Source organism: Runella sp. MFBS21 (genome assembly GCF_029433105.1).
GTDB lineage: Bacteria > Bacteroidota > Bacteroidia > Cytophagales > Spirosomataceae > Runella.
The window spans coordinates 90,547-108,371 of record NZ_JARNTW010000010.1; the positions used below are offsets into that span (position 1 = coordinate 90,547).

At 40.1% G+C, this 17,825-nt stretch carries 17 protein-coding genes; 9 read left to right on the forward strand and 8 right to left on the reverse strand.

The window, feature by feature from the left end; translation table 11 throughout:
• Positions 1-45: 45 nt before the first annotated feature.
• The gene (locus P1X15_RS19085; protein WP_277339733.1) at positions 46-1,299 is read right to left on the reverse strand and encodes a 3-phosphoshikimate 1-carboxyvinyltransferase; all 1,254 of its coding nucleotides are present in this window, start codon (positions 1,297-1,299) and stop codon (positions 46-48) included.
• A gap of 185 nt (positions 1,300-1,484) precedes the next feature.
• Here P1X15_RS19085 and P1X15_RS19090 point away from each other — a divergent pair, with 185 nt between their 5' ends.
• The 4 genes from P1X15_RS19090 (at position 1,485) to P1X15_RS19105 (ending at position 5,062) form a co-directional block, all read left to right on the forward strand.
• Positions 1,485-2,417 carry a glycosyltransferase family 2 protein gene (locus tag P1X15_RS19090; RefSeq protein WP_277339850.1) on the forward strand — a complete coding sequence of 311 codons (933 nt, stop codon included), beginning with the start codon at positions 1,485-1,487 and terminating at the stop codon, positions 2,415-2,417.
• The gene (locus P1X15_RS19095) at positions 2,362-2,937 is read left to right on the forward strand and encodes a WcaF family extracellular polysaccharide biosynthesis acetyltransferase (protein WP_277339734.1); all 576 of its coding nucleotides are present in this window, start codon (positions 2,362-2,364) and stop codon (positions 2,935-2,937) included. The genes P1X15_RS19090 and P1X15_RS19095 overlap by 56 nt, the downstream gene beginning before the upstream one ends.
• 42 nt (positions 2,938-2,979) lie before the next feature.
• The gene (locus P1X15_RS19100) at positions 2,980-3,744 is read left to right on the forward strand and encodes a glycosyltransferase family 2 protein (RefSeq protein ID WP_277339735.1); all 765 of its coding nucleotides are present in this window, start codon (positions 2,980-2,982) and stop codon (positions 3,742-3,744) included.
• A 103-nt stretch (positions 3,745-3,847) separates the two neighbouring features.
• Positions 3,848-5,062 carry an MraY family glycosyltransferase gene (locus P1X15_RS19105; RefSeq protein WP_277339736.1) on the forward strand — a complete coding sequence of 405 codons (1,215 nt, stop codon included), beginning with the start codon at positions 3,848-3,850 and terminating at the stop codon, positions 5,060-5,062.
• A 3-nt stretch (positions 5,063-5,065) separates the two neighbouring features.
• On the opposite strand, the gene P1X15_RS19110 is transcribed toward P1X15_RS19105, so the two are convergent.
• Positions 5,066-5,656, reverse strand: coding sequence for a DUF502 domain-containing protein (locus tag P1X15_RS19110; RefSeq protein ID WP_277339737.1), 591 nt, complete (start codon positions 5,654-5,656; stop codon positions 5,066-5,068).
• A gap of 282 nt (positions 5,657-5,938) precedes the next feature.
• Here P1X15_RS19110 and P1X15_RS19115 point away from each other — a divergent pair, with 282 nt between their 5' ends.
• The gene (locus tag P1X15_RS19115) at positions 5,939-6,748 is read left to right on the forward strand and encodes a hypothetical protein (RefSeq protein WP_277339738.1); all 810 of its coding nucleotides are present in this window, start codon (positions 5,939-5,941) and stop codon (positions 6,746-6,748) included.
• A gap of 335 nt (positions 6,749-7,083) precedes the next feature.
• On the opposite strand, the gene P1X15_RS19120 is transcribed toward P1X15_RS19115, so the two are convergent.
• Genes P1X15_RS19120 through P1X15_RS19130 form a run of 3 tightly spaced genes read right to left on the reverse strand, consistent with a single transcriptional unit; the run spans position 7,084 to position 9,015 of the window.
• Positions 7,084-8,106 carry a low specificity L-threonine aldolase gene (locus P1X15_RS19120; RefSeq protein WP_277339739.1) on the reverse strand — a complete coding sequence of 341 codons (1,023 nt, stop codon included), beginning with the start codon at positions 8,104-8,106 and terminating at the stop codon, positions 7,084-7,086.
• Between the two features lie 58 nt (positions 8,107-8,164).
• On the reverse strand, positions 8,165-8,542 hold the full coding sequence (locus tag P1X15_RS19125) for a DUF2752 domain-containing protein (RefSeq protein WP_277339740.1): 378 nt from the start codon (positions 8,540-8,542) through the stop codon (positions 8,165-8,167).
• On the reverse strand, positions 8,542-9,015 hold the full coding sequence (locus P1X15_RS19130) for an RDD family protein (protein ID WP_277339741.1): 474 nt from the start codon (positions 9,013-9,015) through the stop codon (positions 8,542-8,544). Before P1X15_RS19130 ends, P1X15_RS19125 begins: the two co-directional genes overlap by 1 nt.
• A gap of 145 nt (positions 9,016-9,160) precedes the next feature.
• Here P1X15_RS19130 and P1X15_RS19135 point away from each other — a divergent pair, with 145 nt between their 5' ends.
• The 4 genes from P1X15_RS19135 (at position 9,161) to P1X15_RS19150 (ending at position 14,800) form a co-directional block, all read left to right on the forward strand.
• Positions 9,161-9,748: an RNA polymerase sigma factor gene (locus P1X15_RS19135; protein ID WP_277339742.1), complete on the forward strand. Its 588-nt coding sequence runs from the start codon at positions 9,161-9,163 to the stop codon at positions 9,746-9,748.
• Positions 9,749-9,824: 76 nt separating this feature from the next.
• Entirely contained in the window at positions 9,825-10,553 is a 729-nt protein-coding gene (locus P1X15_RS19140; RefSeq protein WP_277339743.1) for a hypothetical protein, read from the forward strand.
• 35 nt (positions 10,554-10,588) lie between these two features.
• Positions 10,589-11,965: a S8/S53 family peptidase gene (locus P1X15_RS19145; protein ID WP_277339744.1), complete on the forward strand. Its 1,377-nt coding sequence runs from the start codon at positions 10,589-10,591 to the stop codon at positions 11,963-11,965.
• 30 nt (positions 11,966-11,995) lie between these two features.
• A complete protein-coding gene (locus P1X15_RS19150; protein WP_277339745.1) occupies positions 11,996-14,800 on the forward strand; it encodes a CHAT domain-containing protein in 2,805 nt (934 codons plus the stop codon).
• Here the strand turns inward: P1X15_RS19150 and P1X15_RS19155 are convergent.
• From P1X15_RS19155 to P1X15_RS19165, 3 genes are all read right to left on the reverse strand, one after another.
• Positions 14,711-15,103, reverse strand: coding sequence for a LytTR family DNA-binding domain-containing protein (locus P1X15_RS19155; protein WP_277339746.1), 393 nt, complete (start codon positions 15,101-15,103; stop codon positions 14,711-14,713). The genes P1X15_RS19150 and P1X15_RS19155 overlap by 90 nt on opposite strands.
• Positions 15,104-15,229: 126 nt before the next feature.
• Positions 15,230-15,976, reverse strand: a complete 747-nt coding sequence (locus P1X15_RS19160; RefSeq protein ID WP_277339747.1) for a LytTR family DNA-binding domain-containing protein — start codon at positions 15,974-15,976, stop codon at positions 15,230-15,232.
• 22 nt (positions 15,977-15,998) lie between these two features.
• Positions 15,999-17,810 (reverse strand): histidine kinase, encoded by a 1,812-nt coding sequence (locus tag P1X15_RS19165; protein WP_277339748.1) that lies wholly within the window; start codon positions 17,808-17,810, stop codon positions 15,999-16,001.
• Between the last annotated feature and the right edge of the window lie 15 nt (positions 17,811-17,825).

Here is a 17,825-nt window from a genome sequence, read left to right on the forward strand (position 1 = left end):
AAAAACAATCTTTTTGGGAAAGATAGGAGAAAATAACTGCTTATGCTATTCAGCAAAAGCAGGGGTTGATTGAAGTGTGGTAACTTTTTGTAAATCTTCCCAAAAACTTGGATATGATTTGGCTACTACGTGCGGCTCCGCAATAGTCACAGGAAAACACATCCCGACGGGAGCGAAAGCCATAGCCATACGGTGGTCATCATAAGTATCAATGTGAGGTAGAACATTTGTATTGTCCAGAGGGGTACGTCTTCGTACTTCATACACCTCGTTGGTTTTTATTTCTACTAATTCACCCCCGATTTTTGGTAATTCTGTCTGAAGGGCACTGACGCGGTCTGTTTCTTTGATTTTGAGGCTTTCAATTCCCGTCATCGTTACCGTAATTCCCTTGGCTACAGCGCAAGCGGCTACAGTTTGGGCTAAATCAGGGCAATCAGTAAAATCCCATTCAAAAGCAGCAGAAGCGGGAATTTTGGAAAGTAAAACGCCTCGGTTTGTAAACGTGCTCTTAACCCCCATGTATTCCATGATAGCTACAATCGCACTATCACCTTGTAGCGAGTGTTCTTTGAGGCCCAGCAATTCTACTTCCGCTTCGGGCGCAAGGGCTACTAAACTATACCAATAGCTTGCTCCCGACCAGTCAGATTCTACCTGATAAGTGCAGGGAAAATAGGGTTTTGCAAGAACAGTAATAGTTTTGGCATCCCAATCAGCGAGGGATTCTACTCCAAAAGCACGCATCTGTTGGAGCGTCATTTCGATATAAGGGCGAGAGCCTATTTCGCCTGTTAGTTCCAATACAATTCCTTCTGGTAACGTAGGCCCTATCATCAGTAAGGCCGAGATATATTGGCTACTTACATCGCCTCTGACTTTCACCCAGTTTTGCCCCGTATAATTGAATCCTTGCAAGAGAGTAGGAGGATAACCCTCCTTTTGTTGATAACTAATATCGGCTCCTAAAGTGCGGAGCGCATCTACCAAAATTCCAATAGGGCGCTCACACATACGAGGAGTTCCGGTCATGGTTTTGTGTTGGCCTGTTACCGCAAAGTAGGCTGTAAGGAAACGCATAGTTGTACCCGCATCTAAGACATCCGCAATGGCTTCTGGAGATTGGAGAAGGCGGAGCATGGTTTGGGTATCGCGAGCAGACGAAAGATTTTCTAAGTTTCCTTTAAATCCAGTGAGGGCATTGATTATCAATGCTCTATTGCTTTCGCTTTTGGAAGAAGCTAACTGGATTTCAGCACGGATGGGTTGAGAAGGTGGGTAAACTGTAATGGATTTCATGAAAAAGTGACGTTGGACGAGAATCGCTAGGTATCACAAAATAACACAATTAAAATACAGAAGCCCTTGTGTCAACAGCTTACCGTTTAGCGTGCTACTCGTATGATAATTTTACAAAGTTAAAGGCATTTTTTTGCTTTTCAACATAAAAAAGTACAATTTGCAACTTGATTATGTCATCTACCATGAATGATATTTCGGTTATTATACTGACATACAACGAAGAAAAACACATTGAGAGGTGTATTCGAAGTTTGATGCCTTTTACCGACAAGGTTTTTATTGTGGATTCGGGCTCTACCGACCGTACAGTGAGCATTGCCGAGTCACTTGGCGCTAAAGTAGTGTATAATCCTTGGATTACGTATGCGGTACAGTTTAATTTTGGGATAGAAAACATCCCGTTTGAGACCAAGTGGCTCATGCGTATGGATGCGGATGAATATGTCACTCCCGAACTCGCCCACGAAATCAAAACCAAAATCACTTCTTTAGATTCAGCTGTCTCAGGGGTGTATGTGAAGCGGCGGGTAATGTTTATGAATCATTGGATAAGACGTGGCGGATATTATCCCATATGGCTGTTACGGATTTGGAGAAAAGGGCAGGGAATTTGTGAAGAGCTGTGGATGGATGAACATATTAAACTTTCTGAAGGGCAAACGATGCAATTTCAGAACGACATCGTCGATCACAATCTCAATAACCTTACTTGGTGGACCCAAAAGCACAATAACTATGCCATTCGTGAGGTCATTGATTTATTAGATATAAAATATAATTTTGGAGACGCCGAACGCGTTATACCTAAGTTGTTTGGTACCCAAGAGCAACGTAAGCGCTTCTTGAAGCATAAATATGCTTCTTTACCCCTCTTTACTCGTCCGTTTGCGTATTTTTTTTATAGATATTTTGTGAAGTTAGGCTTTTTGGATGGAACAAAGGGCCTGATGTGGCATTTTTTACAAGGCCTATGGTATCGATTTTTGGTAGATGCTAAGATATACGAAGTTTATCACAGAGTAGGACACGACAAACAAGCTATCATTGACTTCTTTAAAAATGAATACGGAAAAGACCTCACAGCGGCTCAAAACCGACCTGTCGAAGTACGATAATAGTTGGTATAAACAGCCACCTTTCTTAAAAAATGTATTATGGTTTTTGATAAATCCTATTTTTATTAATTCATATTTGCCTGTTCCAGTATGGATTAAGTTGTTGATTTTGAAGTGGTTTGGTGCTAAAATAGGACGTGGCGTAATGGTGAAGCCTAAAGTAAATATTAAGTATCCTTGGTTACTTATAGTAGATGATTACGTCTGGATAGGAGAAGACGTATGGATAGACAATCTAGTAGAAGTAACTTTAGGCAAAAATGTTTGCTTGTCTCAAGGGGCGATGCTGCTTACTGGGAATCATGATTATAAAAACACTAAATTTGATTTGAAGGTGGGAAAAATAGTATTAGAAGAAGGGGTATGGATTGGGGCGAAAGCGATTGTATGCCCGCATGTTACGTGCCATTCACATGCTGTTTTAGCGGTAAATTCGGTAGCAGTACACGACTTAAAAGCTTACGGAATTTATCAAGGAAACCCAGCTCAATATATCAGAGAGCGCAAAATTGAAAGTTAAAGTAATTATTTCCCTGTAAGTCATTAAACGTAGCCAAAAGGTTTGAAAGTAAGTATTATCACAGTAGTATATAACGGAGCAAAGACTATCAAAGACTGTATAGAATCGGTTGTAAATCAGTCATATAAAGATATTGAATATATCGTTATTGATGGTAAATCAACAGATTCTACTCCAGAAATTGTAAGGAGTTACGGCACGAAAATTGCTGTATTTTTATCCGAAAAGGATGCGGGAATTTATGATGCAATGAACAAAGGTATTAGTCTAGCAACTGGTGATGTGATTGGTATCCTAAACGCCGATGATTTTTATCGAGATTCGTCAGTCATCGAAAAGGTTGTAAATACTTTTACAAAAACCCAAGCTGACAGCATCTATGCGGATTTGTTATACGTAGATTCTTTAGATAAAACGGCCGTAAAGCGATATTGGAAGTCTGGGGCTTATAAAAGACAAAACTTTTTATATGGCTGGATGCCGCCTCATCCAACGTTTTTTTTACGGACTGCGTCTTATAAGAAGTACGGAAGCTATCGGACAGACCTCGGAAGTGCGGCCGATTATGAGTTGATGTTGAGAATACTTTACAAAAACCAAGTCACTACGGCATATTTGGCAGAGGTGACAACGCACATGAGAATAGGAGGAGTAAGCAATAGTACAATTAGCAATCGTTTTGATGCCAATAAAAATGATCGACGAGCTTGGACCCTAAATGACTTACATCCTTACTGGTTTACAACTTGGCTCAAACCTATTCGAAAAGTTTTACAATTTGTTGATAAACCAAAGCGTACCGAATAATAAATTGAATCGTAATTTCGAATGCCTTTTTTGTTCGGCAACCTTATTTTTATAATTTTTGTCTTCAAGTTATGAAGACATTGAGGCAAATGGAATAATTATTATGAATGCAGATATACTGATAGACGTCCTACGAACACAGTACCAAAATATACTTGAACACGAAGTATATCAGTGTTTTATCTCTTTTTTGGTGGCGTGTGCCGTGGCCGTTACATCAATTCCGGTGATTATCAATATTAGCGGATTGTTGGAGTTGAAGAAAAAACCCAACTTTAGAAGCTCTCACCAACAAGAAACTCCCGAGTTTGGTGGAATCGCTATCTATGCTTCCTTACTAATCGCTCATTTTCTTTGGCCTCATACCAACGAACAGACCGATGCTTACCTTACGAGCTTGGCAGTGGTAGGCTTAACAATATTGTTTTTTTTAGGGCTTAAAGATGATATATTGGTGCTTGACCCCAACAAAAAGTTGTTGTTGCAGGTATTGGCTGTATCTACTTTGATTCTTTTAGGCGGACTAAAAGTAGACAACTTTTTTGGGATATTTGGATGGTATCATATTCCAGATATTATAAGTATCCCTTTTACTATTTTTATTTTTATTGCCCTTATCAATGCCCTCAATCTCATCGATGGCGTTGATGGGCTAGCAGGCGGTATTGCTTTTATTGCAGGGCTTAGTTTCGGAACGTGGTTTTTGATGAATCACCATTTCTCGATGGCCTGTATGGCTTTTTCGATGTCGGGCGCCTTACTAGGATTTTTGCGGTTTAATTTTTCTAAAACCAGCAAAATATTCATGGGTGATACAGGGTCATTGATTGTAGGTTTTTTACTGGCTTTTTTTGCCGTAAAATTCATCAGACTCAACGTGACTTACATTCATGATACTAATGCATTTTTTAACGCGCCTGTATTGGCGGTTGTGCTATTGATTGTGCCTATTTTTGATACACTTCGGGTATTCTTGGTACGTATTCTTAATAAGCGCTCGCCTTTCAAAGCAGACCGTAATCACATGCACCATGTATTGCTGGACAATGGGCTTACGCACTTTCAAACTTCATTGACGTTTTGGAGTATGACTATCATCAACGTGATAGGGTACTTTCTTACCTTCAAATACATTACCAATACACAAGCGTTTTTTGTGTTAGTAGGTCTTTTTTGCTTGTATTTAGTTGCGGGGTATTTTCTTAAAATGCGTGCTATGAAAAACAAAAAAGACCTAGGATGGTCAGATATTTGGAAAGCAGGCAATCGTTATCCTGGGAAGTATTCTTGGGCACGCCGCTTCATTAGAGGTTTATAGTTTTTACTTGACCGAAACACCTCCCGAAACAATCATTTTCATTACATCAGTACTTGATAGGTCGAGTATTTCTATCTGCGCGTTTGGTACAATAAACAATTCTCCCGAAAAAGCATAAGAATGTGGACAGTACACTGCCACATAATCATTAAGACCTAGGTCTGCAAGGTCACTTTGGGTAATAAAACCCAATTTTTTGAGATTAGAAGGTACATTAATTGTCACCAAAACAGGCTGATTAAATTTCTTTTTGTCTCCTACAAAGGCCGTGATAAGATCTTTGATAGCATAGTAAATGAGACTCACTAGCGGCATTCTTTTAAGTAATCCTTCCCCAAATGAAAAGAAAGACTGCGGGACAAACCTCGAAAAAATAAAACCCAATAGTACAATACTGGAAAGAATGATAAGTAGTCCTAAACCTGGCAAGTAAAGGGGCTGTTTTTCGTTGGTATCGATATAAATAGGCAGAATACTATCTAAATAACGAATACCTTCTTTGATAATGATAAAAGTAAAGTAAGTGGGGGCAACCAGCACCAAGCCTCGCCCAAAATAAGCTAAGAGGCGTTTAACTATGCTATTCTGAAGCATTTTGAAAGAAAGTAAAATTTTTTACAACAACGGACAATAAGTAGGTAATGCTTACGATTTATGGATAAATAGTCAACGGCTATTCAGAAATGGAAGTTCCATTAATAAGATTCAAAGGTTGTACTACGAACAAAAGATATTTTTCCTTGAAAAGGAAATGAAATGACTTGAATATTAGCGTCAGAGTCGGCATTTTTACATTTTCAATTACCCCTCAAAAACTAGTTGTCTATAGTAAACGCACTTCCTTGGTTGGTATGTAAATAATAACCATTCATCGATATGCGCAAAAAGAATACTTTCCATTCTCCCTATCACATGGGGATGTTGGCTAAGTTGTTGGACTTAGCTATTGTGGTGGATCATCCGTATGTTGTTCCTACAGGAAGTCAGCAAGCGGCATGGTTTGCACAACATTTTGGTGCCAATGGCAAAATTCCTTACGAAAATGTACCAAGGGTAGGGAGTTTGAAAAAGGCATATCGTAAGATGCGTTCTATTCCTTCTGAGTGTAGATTTAATAATGCTACACTTGATACGTTTTGTCGTATGTTGGAGGTAAGTGTTGATTTTTTTGAGTGCAAAGATTTTGAAAGCTTCAAAAAATGGGCAGTAATACCCTCCGAAACATCGGAGGCCAAACTCGTAGAAATGGCTCAAAATAAAGTAAAAGAAGACTATGAAAAACGTAAAGCACAACAGAGTTTAGAACGACCAGTGGCTGCCTCAAATCAATCTTTAGGAATGGTAATGCAAGAAATCCACGAACTTTTGCTTTCTGATAATACTACCGAGATAGTTCCTACAGGTCAGTTTGAAGCGTTGTACGAATTGGACGACCTCTTACAGAGTCTTCCCGATCAGGTGATAGTTCATTCGTTCATCGATTCTTTCAGTACTATTTTATTAGATACCCTTAGTGGAGAAACTCTAAAACGTACATTGCTGAAATGGATTCAAACCCATGACCTTTCTAAACAAAATGCTAGAATAAGTCAATTGCTAATTGAACTTAACTCAAACTTGAAAAAAGCTAAAATACTGGGAAACGGCATTACAAACCAGCTACTAGATGGGGGAGTACATAGCTAGAGGAAAAATAAGCCTAAAATCAAAAGCCGAAAACATCGCTACGAATGTTTTCGGCTTGGAAACCTGCCCTAATCATGAAGAATCATGCTTTTTTGGCTTGAATCTTTTTGTAAGTATACACTGCGGCACTTACAGCGAGGGCAACTGAGAGTAATTTGACGACTTTTTTCATGGCTCTTTTGAAGGGGTTAAACGGACTGAAAATTTTATTTATCTTTATTATTTATACAGTAAAACACCTAAAAAGGTTTATAAAAAATACACAAAAATTACAGCAACAAAAGTGCCAACTTTTGTGGAGTTTTTAGTGCGTAGAAATACGTGTTTTTTGACCGTTAGATAACTTTTTTCAGGCTTTTTCCCAATTCTTCGAGCTGCATATCCGTAAAATCTAAGTGTGTCACAAATCGTACCAAATGTTTACCAAAAGTAACGGCTGCAATATCTTTTTGTGAGAGTTTGGCTACGTAGTCGGTAGCAAGGATTGAATCGGGCAAACGAAATATGACAATGTTGGTATCAATCGGGTAGATTTCTTCTATCTCAGGAAGGTGTCGGAGCATTTGCCCAATAGCCTTCGCCCTCGCATGGTCGTCGCGTAAGCGCAGAATATGGTGATCTAAAGCATAAATGCCGGCTGCTGCCAAATAGCCTGCTTGGCGCCATCCACCGCCCATTGCTTTGCGAAAACGGCGGGCTTTTTTTATAAAATCAGCTTTTCCTATCAACAATGAACCTACTGGGCACCCAAGACCTTTGGATAAGCAAATACTAATGCTATCAAACGATTGCCCGTAATCAGAAGGAGATTCGTTGGTTTCGACCAAGGCATTAAACAGACGTGCGCCATCTAGGTGCAAAGCGAGGGAATATTGGGTACATACTTCTTTGATGTCTTCAATAGCACTCAATTCATAATAGCACCCACCCCCTTTGTTCATGGTGTTTTCGAGCGAAACCAAACGAGATACGGGTGCATGTACATCGTCGGGGTTGTTGATCGCATCTTTGATTTGAGCGGCGTTGATGCGGCCTCTGTCGCCTGTGAGAAGCTTAACCGAACTGAGTGCATTGAGGGCTATGCCGCCGCCTTCATAAAGATAGATATGAGAAAGGGCATCACAGATTACTTCACTGCCAGGCTGAGTATGAACCCGAATCGCGAGTTGATTGGTCATGGTACCAGAAGGGCAAAATAGAGCTGCTTCCATACCAAAAAGTCGGGCGGCTTTTTCTTGTAAAGCATTGACGGTGGGGTCGTCGCCAAAAACATCGTCGCCTACCGCTGCCGAAAACATCGCTTCTAGCATTGACGGAGTAGGTTTGGTGACGGTGTCGGAGCGGAGATCAATAAGCATTTGAGTTGATGAGGGGTGAAAATGTAGAAAGGCGCAAAAATACAAAAGATTTTTGAGGTCAATCCGGAATCAAAAACTCAAATCCTTTCAAATTTCGGACAATGGTAAAAACACTAACCACTATCCCGACAAAAGTAACTGTGTAGCGATGCCAGAGGAGGCGTCGTAGGTTGGGAATATCAAAAATCTCACTTACAAATACAATTGATAAGATAGGAATTACTAAAGAAATCAGAAGATTAAAATGAAGTGCTTGCCTCAAATGACCATGCAGCAAGGCATGTAATGCCCGCTGCCCGCCGCATCCCCAGCAGTATAAGCCAGTGGTTTTGTGAACAAGGCAAGGAGGACCAAAATGAGAAATAGCAGGATTGTAATAAAAATAAAAAACGGTAATGGACAGGGCCGTTACCGTTAGCGTGATTTTTTTTAGCATTAGTTACTTCTTAAAACATATCCTTTAATGACCAAATCATGCAGACTTTGCTCTTCTGGATTAAAAAGAGGCCACAACCACAGTAAGAAGCATACATTGACGCTGATGTACTTGATAAGTGAGCGACCGAGTGCTTGTCCAAAAGTAAGGCGGTCGCCAGTCTCATTTACTACTTTCACTTTCATAATAATTTTACCAAGCGTAGCTTGTTTGCTAGAACTGAGCATCACTGCCTCATAGAGCAAGGGCGCTACCAGTGAAAATAATACAAAACCCAAAATACTAAACCCCGCAAAACTGGCAATAGCGGCGGCTGCTTCGGAGTCATTGAGGTTGTCGGCACCCATTCCAAGTAGAGCCGCAAACCCTCCAAAAGGAACAATAATAATACTAAAGGCGATTGTAAGAATGACACCGTCGATAATTTGAGCGACTAGGCGATTGCCCACTCCAGCTAGTTGTGATTTTTCCATACAAAAAATGGTTTGAGGTTTTAGGGAAAGAGAAGTAAACTATTGCAAATCAAAGACTTTCTGCTTAAAAAGCAAGAATATGTTGTTTTTCTTTGCTAAGTTTATCATTTTACTGCCCTAAACCTCTATTAATTCTATTACTTCTATGTTTTTCTTTAATAAAACTCTCAAAGACTATGACATTTTACAAGGCATCCGCGAGGGCGATTCAAGAAGACAGTTGTATGAAAACAAACTTTATGAAAAGTATCACTACTTAGTCAGAGAAGCACAATTTAAACACAAAATATCATATGATGATGCCCAGAGTGCTTATTCGGATGCAATACTGACCGTCATCGATCATGTTGTAAATGGGCGATTTGAGGGACGTTCGGAGGTGAAAACCTATCTGTATCAAATATTTACAAACAAATGTGTTGACGCTATTCGGAAAAGTACGACTAACAAAGCAGGCATCCATCACACAGAGGGTTTGGATGATGCATTGCTATGGATTCCCGACGAATCTCGGACCATTGTTCAGAAACTCATTTCGGAAAATGAAATAGCGATATTGCAGCAGCATTTGCGTAGTATCGGAGATAAATGTCGTGGGATAATATTGGCATGGGGAGAGGGGTTTTCGGACGGAGAAATTGCCCAGCAGATGGGATACAATACCGCAGCTGTAGCTAAAACTAGCCGATTGAGATGCTTGGAAAAACTCAAAGAAAAGTATAAACTAAGGTAAGAGATTTACATCCGTATCATAGAGCATCTCAAGATTTCAACAGTATTGGAATGTATTGAGAATAAATCAAAAAGAAATGACAGACCTAGAGCTTATTGATAATTATTATAACAATCAACTTTCGGATGAGGCAAAGACAGTTTTTGAGAAAAGCCTCCAAGAAGATCCACATTTTGCCTCTGAAGTAGCCTTTTATGTTCAAGCAAAACAGGCCGCTCAAAAAGAAGCCCGACAGCGAAGATTGGCCGAACTGACCGCCTTAGGCCAACAGCAAACCCTAGGCCGTGCGCGACAGGTATATTATGGATGGGCAGTGGCAGCTTCGATATTGTTGGCATTGGGTATAAGTTGGTATGTGTGGTTGGGAGTAGAACCGACACGTAGCCGCCGTTCGATAGCCACTGAAGAATGGGCCACCGAGTATATTAGCCAAAATCTGGTGACGCTACCCATTACTATGGGAGATATAAAACAAGATAGTCTTAAGTTGGGAATTAATGCCTATAATAATAGTGAATTGGCAACAGCCAAGGCGATTTGGGAAAACCTTTATCAAAAGGATAAAAACAATCCTGAACTTGAAAAACTACTAGGCATTGTTTGCCTCAGAAGTGGAGATTACGACCAAGCGATTAGTTACTTTCATCGTCTAGGTGCCCGAACTGATTTGGTCTCTAATCCAGGGAAATTTTATGAAGCGATTGCGCTTTTGAAAAAACAAACACCGCTTGATAAGATAAAAGCGGAAAGTTTGTTGAAGGAGGTGAAAACCAATAAATTAGAGGGGTGGAAAGAGATGGAGTGAATAGTATATCTTTCATATTTAAACCTCTATAAGTGATGAAACATTATTTTTCCCTTGGCTTCATCTTGATTGCTTTGGTAGCAACACTAAGCTGTAAAAAAGAAACAAACAAAGAAAATCGGATATTGGTATGGGAAGCTGATTCCAATTCTGCGTATTATGGATGTAAAAATCCAAAAGAAATTAAAGATAAAAATGAATGTGGTATTGTAGATGGAGAAAACGGCCTGCCTACGAGTTTTTTGTTTAGGTTTAAAGAGGGTACTACTGCTCGGCATATTAGGAGCTTTGAAGATAGCATCAGAAAATATCATAAAACCCTCACAATTGATAGTTGTACTTGCGATCCACTACTCAGAAGGTATGATAATTTTCCCATCAAATCCATTTACAAAAGTGGAGACCCCGAAAACATCGTGATTGTTTCGGGAGGAGGCTCGGCAGCGGGCAATACGGTTATTGAACTAAAAGATTCAACCATCAAAGAATTTAGCCCTAATTATCGTGTTTTTGGGGAGAAGAACCCACTCGAAGGCAAGCCCAAGGAAAAACTATTTGCTCAAAAAGAAGGAGGTAATAAATTGAAAATTGGCGTTTTGGATACAGGATATGACGCTAATTTTGGTAGCCTAACGCCTCATTCGTTGCAACCTTGTACTGGCAAAACTGACTTTAACTTTGTAGGTACCGCTGGCCAATTTGACGATGACCCTACTAAACATGGTACGATTGTGACGACATTGCTGATGGATGCTATCCCCCAAGAAAAAAGAAACGATGTAGAGGTGATTCCTATTAAGGTTTTGGATAAAGACGGATATACTACTTTGTTTAATTTTATCTGTGTATTGTCATCATTGAAGGGCAAAAAAGTGGATATTATCAATGCAAGTTTGGGCTTCTACGCTCCTAATGATTCTATTCCTTCGGGGTTAATTAAAACATATATTGAACAAACAGAAGCTTGGTTTTTTGTCGCCGCTGGCAACAAAAATACCTATATAGATGGCTTAGACAATACAAGCTCTCGCGATTTGGAGATTAGAAAACTCAAATTCTATCCTGCGTCTATCAAAGAGATTAAAAATATGATAGTGGTCACTTCCGCTTTTAGCGACAGTCGTAACAGTTTTGATATATGCCCCAATCAAAACTATTCAAATACTTTGGTGGATGTATCGGTAGAGGCCAGTAAAAATTGCTATATAAAATATGACAACCCTTATTTTACTTTGCAGGGAACGGGCAGTTCTTTTGCCACGCCAGTAGTGGCTGGTAAAGCGGCATCTGCGATTTTGTCAGCACCAAGTACTGACAAAAATGCCCTTCTCAATAGTATCAATATGGGCAATATCAGTGGTATGCCTGCGGCTTCTAAAACAAGATTATCAAAAATTGTAAAACGACCTTAGTTTGGATATATTTGGCCATAATAAATATGAATGAGGCCTTATTATAATCTCCTACTTATGGTTGTGTGTGGGGTGGTACTGCAGCTCAGAGGGCAGTGCCCCCCCCGAATAGCTATTTGGCAACAACTCGAAACTATATCGACCCAGCTCAATGGGAATCAGCTTATCGAAAAAACAACTTTGCTCAAAAAGCAATGTGAAGATTGTCGCTATCAACAAGACTCTGTGTATGCCAAAGTGATTCACGTATTAGGACGAACTTATTGGTACATAGGAGATTTGAAACAAGCCAAAGAGCTCACTCAGCAGGCGATTCATATCAATGCCTCAGGAGGAAAGCTCACTAAACCTGCCAACTGCGCCAATAGCTATTTTAATCTAGGACGAATCGAGAGGCTCCTGAATCATCCTGAGGCCGCAGAAGTAGCTTTCAAAAAAACAATTGAATATGGGGAGCGCTATCCCGAACGCAAAGAACAGATTCCGAAAGCCTATCAGCAGCTCGCCAACCTCTACAATGTCAAAGGCGATTATCAGGCTTGTATTAGATACGCTGAAATCGGGGCAAGATTGGCTCAGATGCAGGCAAATACCTCATTTCAGGTAAATAATCTTCTCGAAAAAGTTCAAGCACTTATTATACTCAAACGTTTTGATGAAGCTGCCGTAATTATTAGAGGTACCGAAAAAATAGCCTTACAAAGTAAAGATACTGCTATTATCGGATTTACCTTGACCCAAATAGCAAGTATCAACGAATCCCAAGGGCGATTGATAGAAGCTGTGTCTTTCTACAAAAATGCTTTACACACTTATCAGCGCCAATTACTTATAAAACCTGATGACCGTGATGCAGCCTATAATTGTGGTGCTGTCTGTAATAATATGGCGAATATTTATTTCTCCAAATTCAAAAAATATGATGAAGCTATCAATTATTATCGGCAAGCTCTTAATTACGTAAATGATGACTTTGCCTATGCCCGAATCTTGGGGAATATTGCCAATACTTATAATCAAAAAAAAGACTTTAAAGCCGCTGTGTCAACCTATCAGGATGCTTTAATAAAAGCGCCTATTGGTTATGCCAATAAAAACGTTGAACACAACCCTTCGGCCAATACCATCAGATTTTCGGCTTCTAAATCTTATCTTATCTCGCTCATATCTGCCAAGGCAGATGCGTGGCTAGACTACGCCAAGGCTACCAAAAATGATTCCATAAAACTATCCAATGCTATCAAAACATATGCACTTGCAGATAGTATGGTGGATTTTATGAGGTGGGAACAGACAGGCTCTCAGTCAAAGCTCTTTTGGCGTAACAAAACCCGAAGTATGTATGAACACGCCTTAGAGGCTTGTTTTTTGAGAGGTAATACAGAACAAGCTTTTCATTTTTTAGAAAAATCAAAGGCAGTTTTGTTGGCAGATAAACTCAATGAGCTTGGCGCTAATCAACAACTTAGCTCGCAGCAGCGTGAACAAGAAGCCCAGCTACGTCAGCAAATTACAGACTTACAAGAGAAACTCGTTTCAACCCAAAAAACTGCCAAGGCATTGGCGACTGACCAAGCCAAACTATATCAGTATCAAAGCGAGTGGGAAGCATTTGTTCGCTCACTCGAAACTACTAATCCTGCCTATTATCGCTATAAATATGACAATGGTGTCATGTCTCTTAAGTATCTTAGAGAACAGATATTGGCCAAAAATCAAGCTTTTGTTTCTTTTTTTGTGGGTGATAGTGCCTTGTATGCCCTCACCGTGAAGGCCTCCACGACAAAGCTGCTCAAACTGCCGCTTTCATCTCAAGAATATCACCGTCAAGCGCATGAATTTCTGAATATTTCTGCCAACAGGGCTGTACTTAATGCCCAATACCCCACCTTCCAAAGATTAGCCTATGAATTATATCATAAACTCTGGAAACCCATAGGGGTGTCGGAACAGAGAGTGATTGTTGCCTCGGATGGCGAATTTTTACCTTTCGAAGCTCTCCTTGTTTCTCCTACTTCCGACGATTTTTTGGTAAAGCATCAAGCAGTTAGCTATACCTATTCTGCACGATTTTTATCAACAATGGGTACCTTTAAAGAACCTACGACCTCAATTTTTCAGAAGCTTCGCCTACTATGGGAAGGTTTGGAGAAAAAAGGGTTTTTGGGGATGGCTCCCGTGGCGTTTGAAAGTGGACAAGCTATGCTTAAAGGTTCTGAAGAATCCTTAGAAAAAGTAAGAGAGCATTTTTGGTGGGGGCAAAAGTTTGTTCAAAAAGAAGCTACTAAAGCAAATTTCCTGACTTACGCTCCTAAATCACGCATTATTCAGCTTTTTACCCATGCAGATGCTGATAGTGCCGAAGCTACTGAGCCAAAAATTTATTTTGTTGATTCGACTTTGGTTCTCTCCGAACTTAGCCGCTTAGGGCAGTTTAATACCGATTTGTTGGTACTTTCAGCTTGTAAGACGGGCATCGGTCATAATCAACGAGGCGAGGGTGTTTATAGCCTTGCACGAGGATTTGCGGCATTGGGTATTTTGAGTACTGTTACTACCTTGTGGCAGGTCGAAGATAAACCTACTTATGCCCTGGCCGAGTCTTTTTATAAGTTTCTTCGAGAAGGCTTTCCCAAAGATGAGGCACTCCAAAAAGCAAAACTCGAATGGCTTGCACAAGGTAGTGCCGCTGATAAGCTCCCCTCGCAGTGGGCAGGAGTGTTGCTAGTAGGTAGCGCTACTGCTTTACCATCGCAGCAGCCTTTGTATTGGTTGGGAGGATTGCTCGTAGTGATAGTAATTGGTATTTTGTGGAGAAGGCGCAATGCTTTCTAAAGCCTTTTTGATTTCTTTCTTTTTCCGACGCGAAGGTTTAAGTCTGACGCCGTCGCTCATATATAAAAAACCCGTTGGCCCTTTTTTGATAAGATGACGAGTGTTGATAACAAAAGAACGGTGGATACGGATAAACTCCACCGATAAAAAAGGCTCTAAAGCTTTAAGTGTTTTGGATACGATGATTTCGTTCCCGTCAGTGAATGTTACTTTCGTATAATTTCGGGCACCTTCTAAGCGAATGATATCATCTAGCGGAACATCGAGTCGTTGTTTTGGAAAAGGGAGCAGGAGTGTTTGCATGATAGTAGGATAGTAAATGTTTCTACCTACTTAGTCGTAAAAGCATATTTGCTGGCAAACAAAAAATGATTTAAAACGCAATAAAAAATCCTAAGACGTGTCTTGGTCAAATATCAACTTTAGCATTTAAAACCACCCAAAACGCTCCATCAGTCTATCTTTTTGTCCTCTTGATACTGGTATGCTAAGGTCGTTGTCCATGATGATGTAGCTCCCTTCGCCTTTTACAAATTTTTTGATGTGATTAAGATTGATAAGATACTGGCGATGTACCCTTAAAAAATCCCGTTCTTCGAGCAGCTCTTGCACATCTCTGAGGGTTTTGGTCACTAAATATTGCTGCCCGTCTTTGAGATGAAAACGAGTGTAGTTGTCGTCAGCTTCGCAATATAGTACGTCTTGAATAGAAGCAAACGTTACGCCATTTTGATAAGGCAAAGCGATACGCTCAGGCAATGTTTTGGCGTTGGGAGCCATTTGTTGTTTGAGGTGTTGAATTTGGAGAGGATCGGTCTGACGTTGCTTCTCAATTTTGTTGATGGCCTCTATCAGCTCTTGGGTATCAATGGGTTTGAGTAGATAATCAAGTGCGCTGTATTTGAATGCCTTGAGGGCAAAACGATCGTAGGCTGTCACAAAAACTAATGAAAAAGGAATATCGGCCACTTCTTCTAGTACTTGAAATCCGTTCATTTGGGGCATTTCGATATCTAAAAACAAAATCTCAGGACGGTGAGTTTTGATAGCTTCGATACCCAATAAACTACTGGTACAAGTAGCTACAATCTCAATATGGGGGCAATGTTGTGATAATCTAAGTGCTAGTAGATTCACAGCGTTTGGTTCATCATCAATAATAACGGCTCGTAACATAATTACAGAAGGATTAGAGGTACTAGATAGGAATTTGGACAACGATTTTGGTGCCGAGGGCGTTGCCATGCATATCCATTAAATCTTCGATTTTGATATTGGTATTGGTATGATAAATTTGATTGATAAGCTCTATACGTTGGGCGGTGACTTTCAGCCCAAAAGACTTATGTTTGGTAGCCGATTTGCTTCTAAACTCAGCTGCTTTGGCGCGCCCTACCCCATCATCTGTCACGGTCACAATGAGTAGGTGATCGCTTTGGTGCTGTACATCGATAATGACGGTGCCGCCTTCTTCTTTGTGCATCAGGCCATGCCAAATGGCATTTTCGACAAAAGGCTGAATCAATAAAGGGGGGATTTGGATAGTATCCGTATCGACAGAAGGTGCAATGTTGATTTTATAACTAAATTTTTGTTGGAATCTCATCGCTTCCATTTCAATGTATAGCTGTAGGGTTTCAAGTTCATTAGAAAGGGTTACTTTTTCGGAGCGGGAGTTTTCTAAAACCAGCCTGATGAGTTTGGCAAATTTGCTCAGATAAGAGGAGGCGGTATCGGAGTTGTTGTGGGCGGCGTAGTATTGTATGGAATTAAGACAATTAAAAATAAAATGCGGATTCATCTGAGCGCGCAGAGCAGCGATTTCGGTCTGGGCGATACGCTGCTGATATTCGGCTTCTTGCTTTTCTTTTTTCTCAGCTAGGAGGCTGTTTCGGTATAATAAAATAATGACAAAAGCTACCAACAAAAAAGCAATAATCAAAAACAGGCGACTGATGTCTTGGGCTTCGGAGGCTTGTTTTTGGAGTAGCCTATCTTTTTCGTACTGAGCTTTGTAAAGCTCAATACGACTTTCGAAGTTTTCATAAAACATAGAGTCTTTTTGATCCAAAGAAAGTAAAGAGTATTCTAGCGCTTTTTGATAATCTCCCAATGCTCTGTAGGTATGAGTAGATAGGTAATAAGACCAAAAAATCTGTTGGCTCGAATGGTATTTCTGGGAATATTTTAACGCTTCTTGGGCATAATAAATGGCTTCTTTGAATTGATCGCGTCTTAGATAAAGCCCCGCCATTTCATTGAAAATAGCTCCTTGGGCAAATACATTTTCTAATTTGTCAGCAATGACTTTTACTTTTTGAAAATGAATAATGGCAGAGTCCAAATCATTCTGCATTACTTTTTGATAGCCCAAACTCCAGTTGACGAGGCCTATCCCAAAGTCAGATTTGGCACGTTGATAGTCTTTTAGGGCAGATTGATAATAATACGTCGCCTGCGCAAAATCTTGCTGACCTCGGTATATATCTCCAAAGTTTACTTTACAACGTACCACCATGCTATCGTTTTTAAGTTTTTTAAAAATCACAATGGCCTTATTATAATAAACCTTGGCCGAATCCCATTGCTTAAATTCGGCATGACAATCGCCAATAAATCGTAAGGCATGCGCTTCGTGCAATGGCCACCCTATGGCCTGAGACAGGGTAAGGCCTCGTCTTGAAAGGTCCATCACATTGGGGTAGCGTCCGTCAAATACCAAATAATTGCTTTGTTCGTGCATTGCTCTTATTTGTCCTTCTATCCATTTAATTTCTTGAGAAAGTAGCAAAGCTTTGCGAGCAAAACTAGCTACCGTATCTACATTTTTAAACTGGTAATGATGAGCTATTTGGCAATAGGCCATTACTAGGCTTGTATCTCGCTGATAAGAAGGGGAGCGTTTTTGGAGTAAGCGGATTTTTTGGAAGAGTATATCTACCGAAGCAAACACTGCCGAAGAAGGTAGTAGAAGCCCTAGGAGGATAATATGTGAATATTTTTTTTTCAAAGTAGTAGGTAGATG

Bases quoted from the DNA above. Each gene is read 5' to 3' on its own strand.
- P1X15_RS19125 (WP_277339740.1), bottom strand. From the start codon at position 8,542: ATGCTAAAAAAAATCACGCTAACGGTAACGGCCCTGTCCATTACCGTT.
- P1X15_RS19120 (WP_277339739.1), bottom strand. From the start codon at position 8,106: ATGCTTATTGATCTCCGCTCCGACACCGTCACCAAACCTACTCCGTCA.
- P1X15_RS19110 (WP_277339737.1), bottom strand. From the start codon at position 5,656: ATGCTTCAGAATAGCATAGTTAAACGCCTCTTAGCTTATTTTGGGCGA.
- P1X15_RS19090 (WP_277339850.1), top strand. From the start codon at position 1,485: ATGAATGATATTTCGGTTATTATACTGACATACAACGAAGAAAAACAC.
- P1X15_RS19130 (WP_277339741.1), bottom strand. From the start codon at position 9,015: ATGGAAAAATCACAACTAGCTGGAGTGGGCAATCGCCTAGTCGCTCAA.
- P1X15_RS19095 (WP_277339734.1), top strand. From the start codon at position 2,362: ATGAATACGGAAAAGACCTCACAGCGGCTCAAAACCGACCTGTCGAAG.
- P1X15_RS19155 (WP_277339746.1), bottom strand. From the start codon at position 15,103: ATGCAAACACTCCTGCTCCCTTTTCCAAAACAACGACTCGATGTTCCG.
- P1X15_RS19150 (WP_277339745.1), top strand. From the start codon at position 11,996: ATGAGGCCTTATTATAATCTCCTACTTATGGTTGTGTGTGGGGTGGTA.
- P1X15_RS19085 (WP_277339733.1), bottom strand. From the start codon at position 1,299: ATGAAATCCATTACAGTTTACCCACCTTCTCAACCCATCCGTGCTGAA.
- P1X15_RS19140 (WP_277339743.1), top strand. From the start codon at position 9,825: ATGACAGACCTAGAGCTTATTGATAATTATTATAACAATCAACTTTCG.
- P1X15_RS19160 (WP_277339747.1), bottom strand. From the start codon at position 15,976: ATGTTACGAGCCGTTATTATTGATGATGAACCAAACGCTGTGAATCTA.
- P1X15_RS19105 (WP_277339736.1), top strand. From the start codon at position 3,848: ATGAATGCAGATATACTGATAGACGTCCTACGAACACAGTACCAAAAT.
- P1X15_RS19145 (WP_277339744.1), top strand. From the start codon at position 10,589: ATGAAACATTATTTTTCCCTTGGCTTCATCTTGATTGCTTTGGTAGCA.
- P1X15_RS19135 (WP_277339742.1), top strand. From the start codon at position 9,161: ATGTTTTTCTTTAATAAAACTCTCAAAGACTATGACATTTTACAAGGC.
- P1X15_RS19115 (WP_277339738.1), top strand. From the start codon at position 5,939: ATGCGCAAAAAGAATACTTTCCATTCTCCCTATCACATGGGGATGTTG.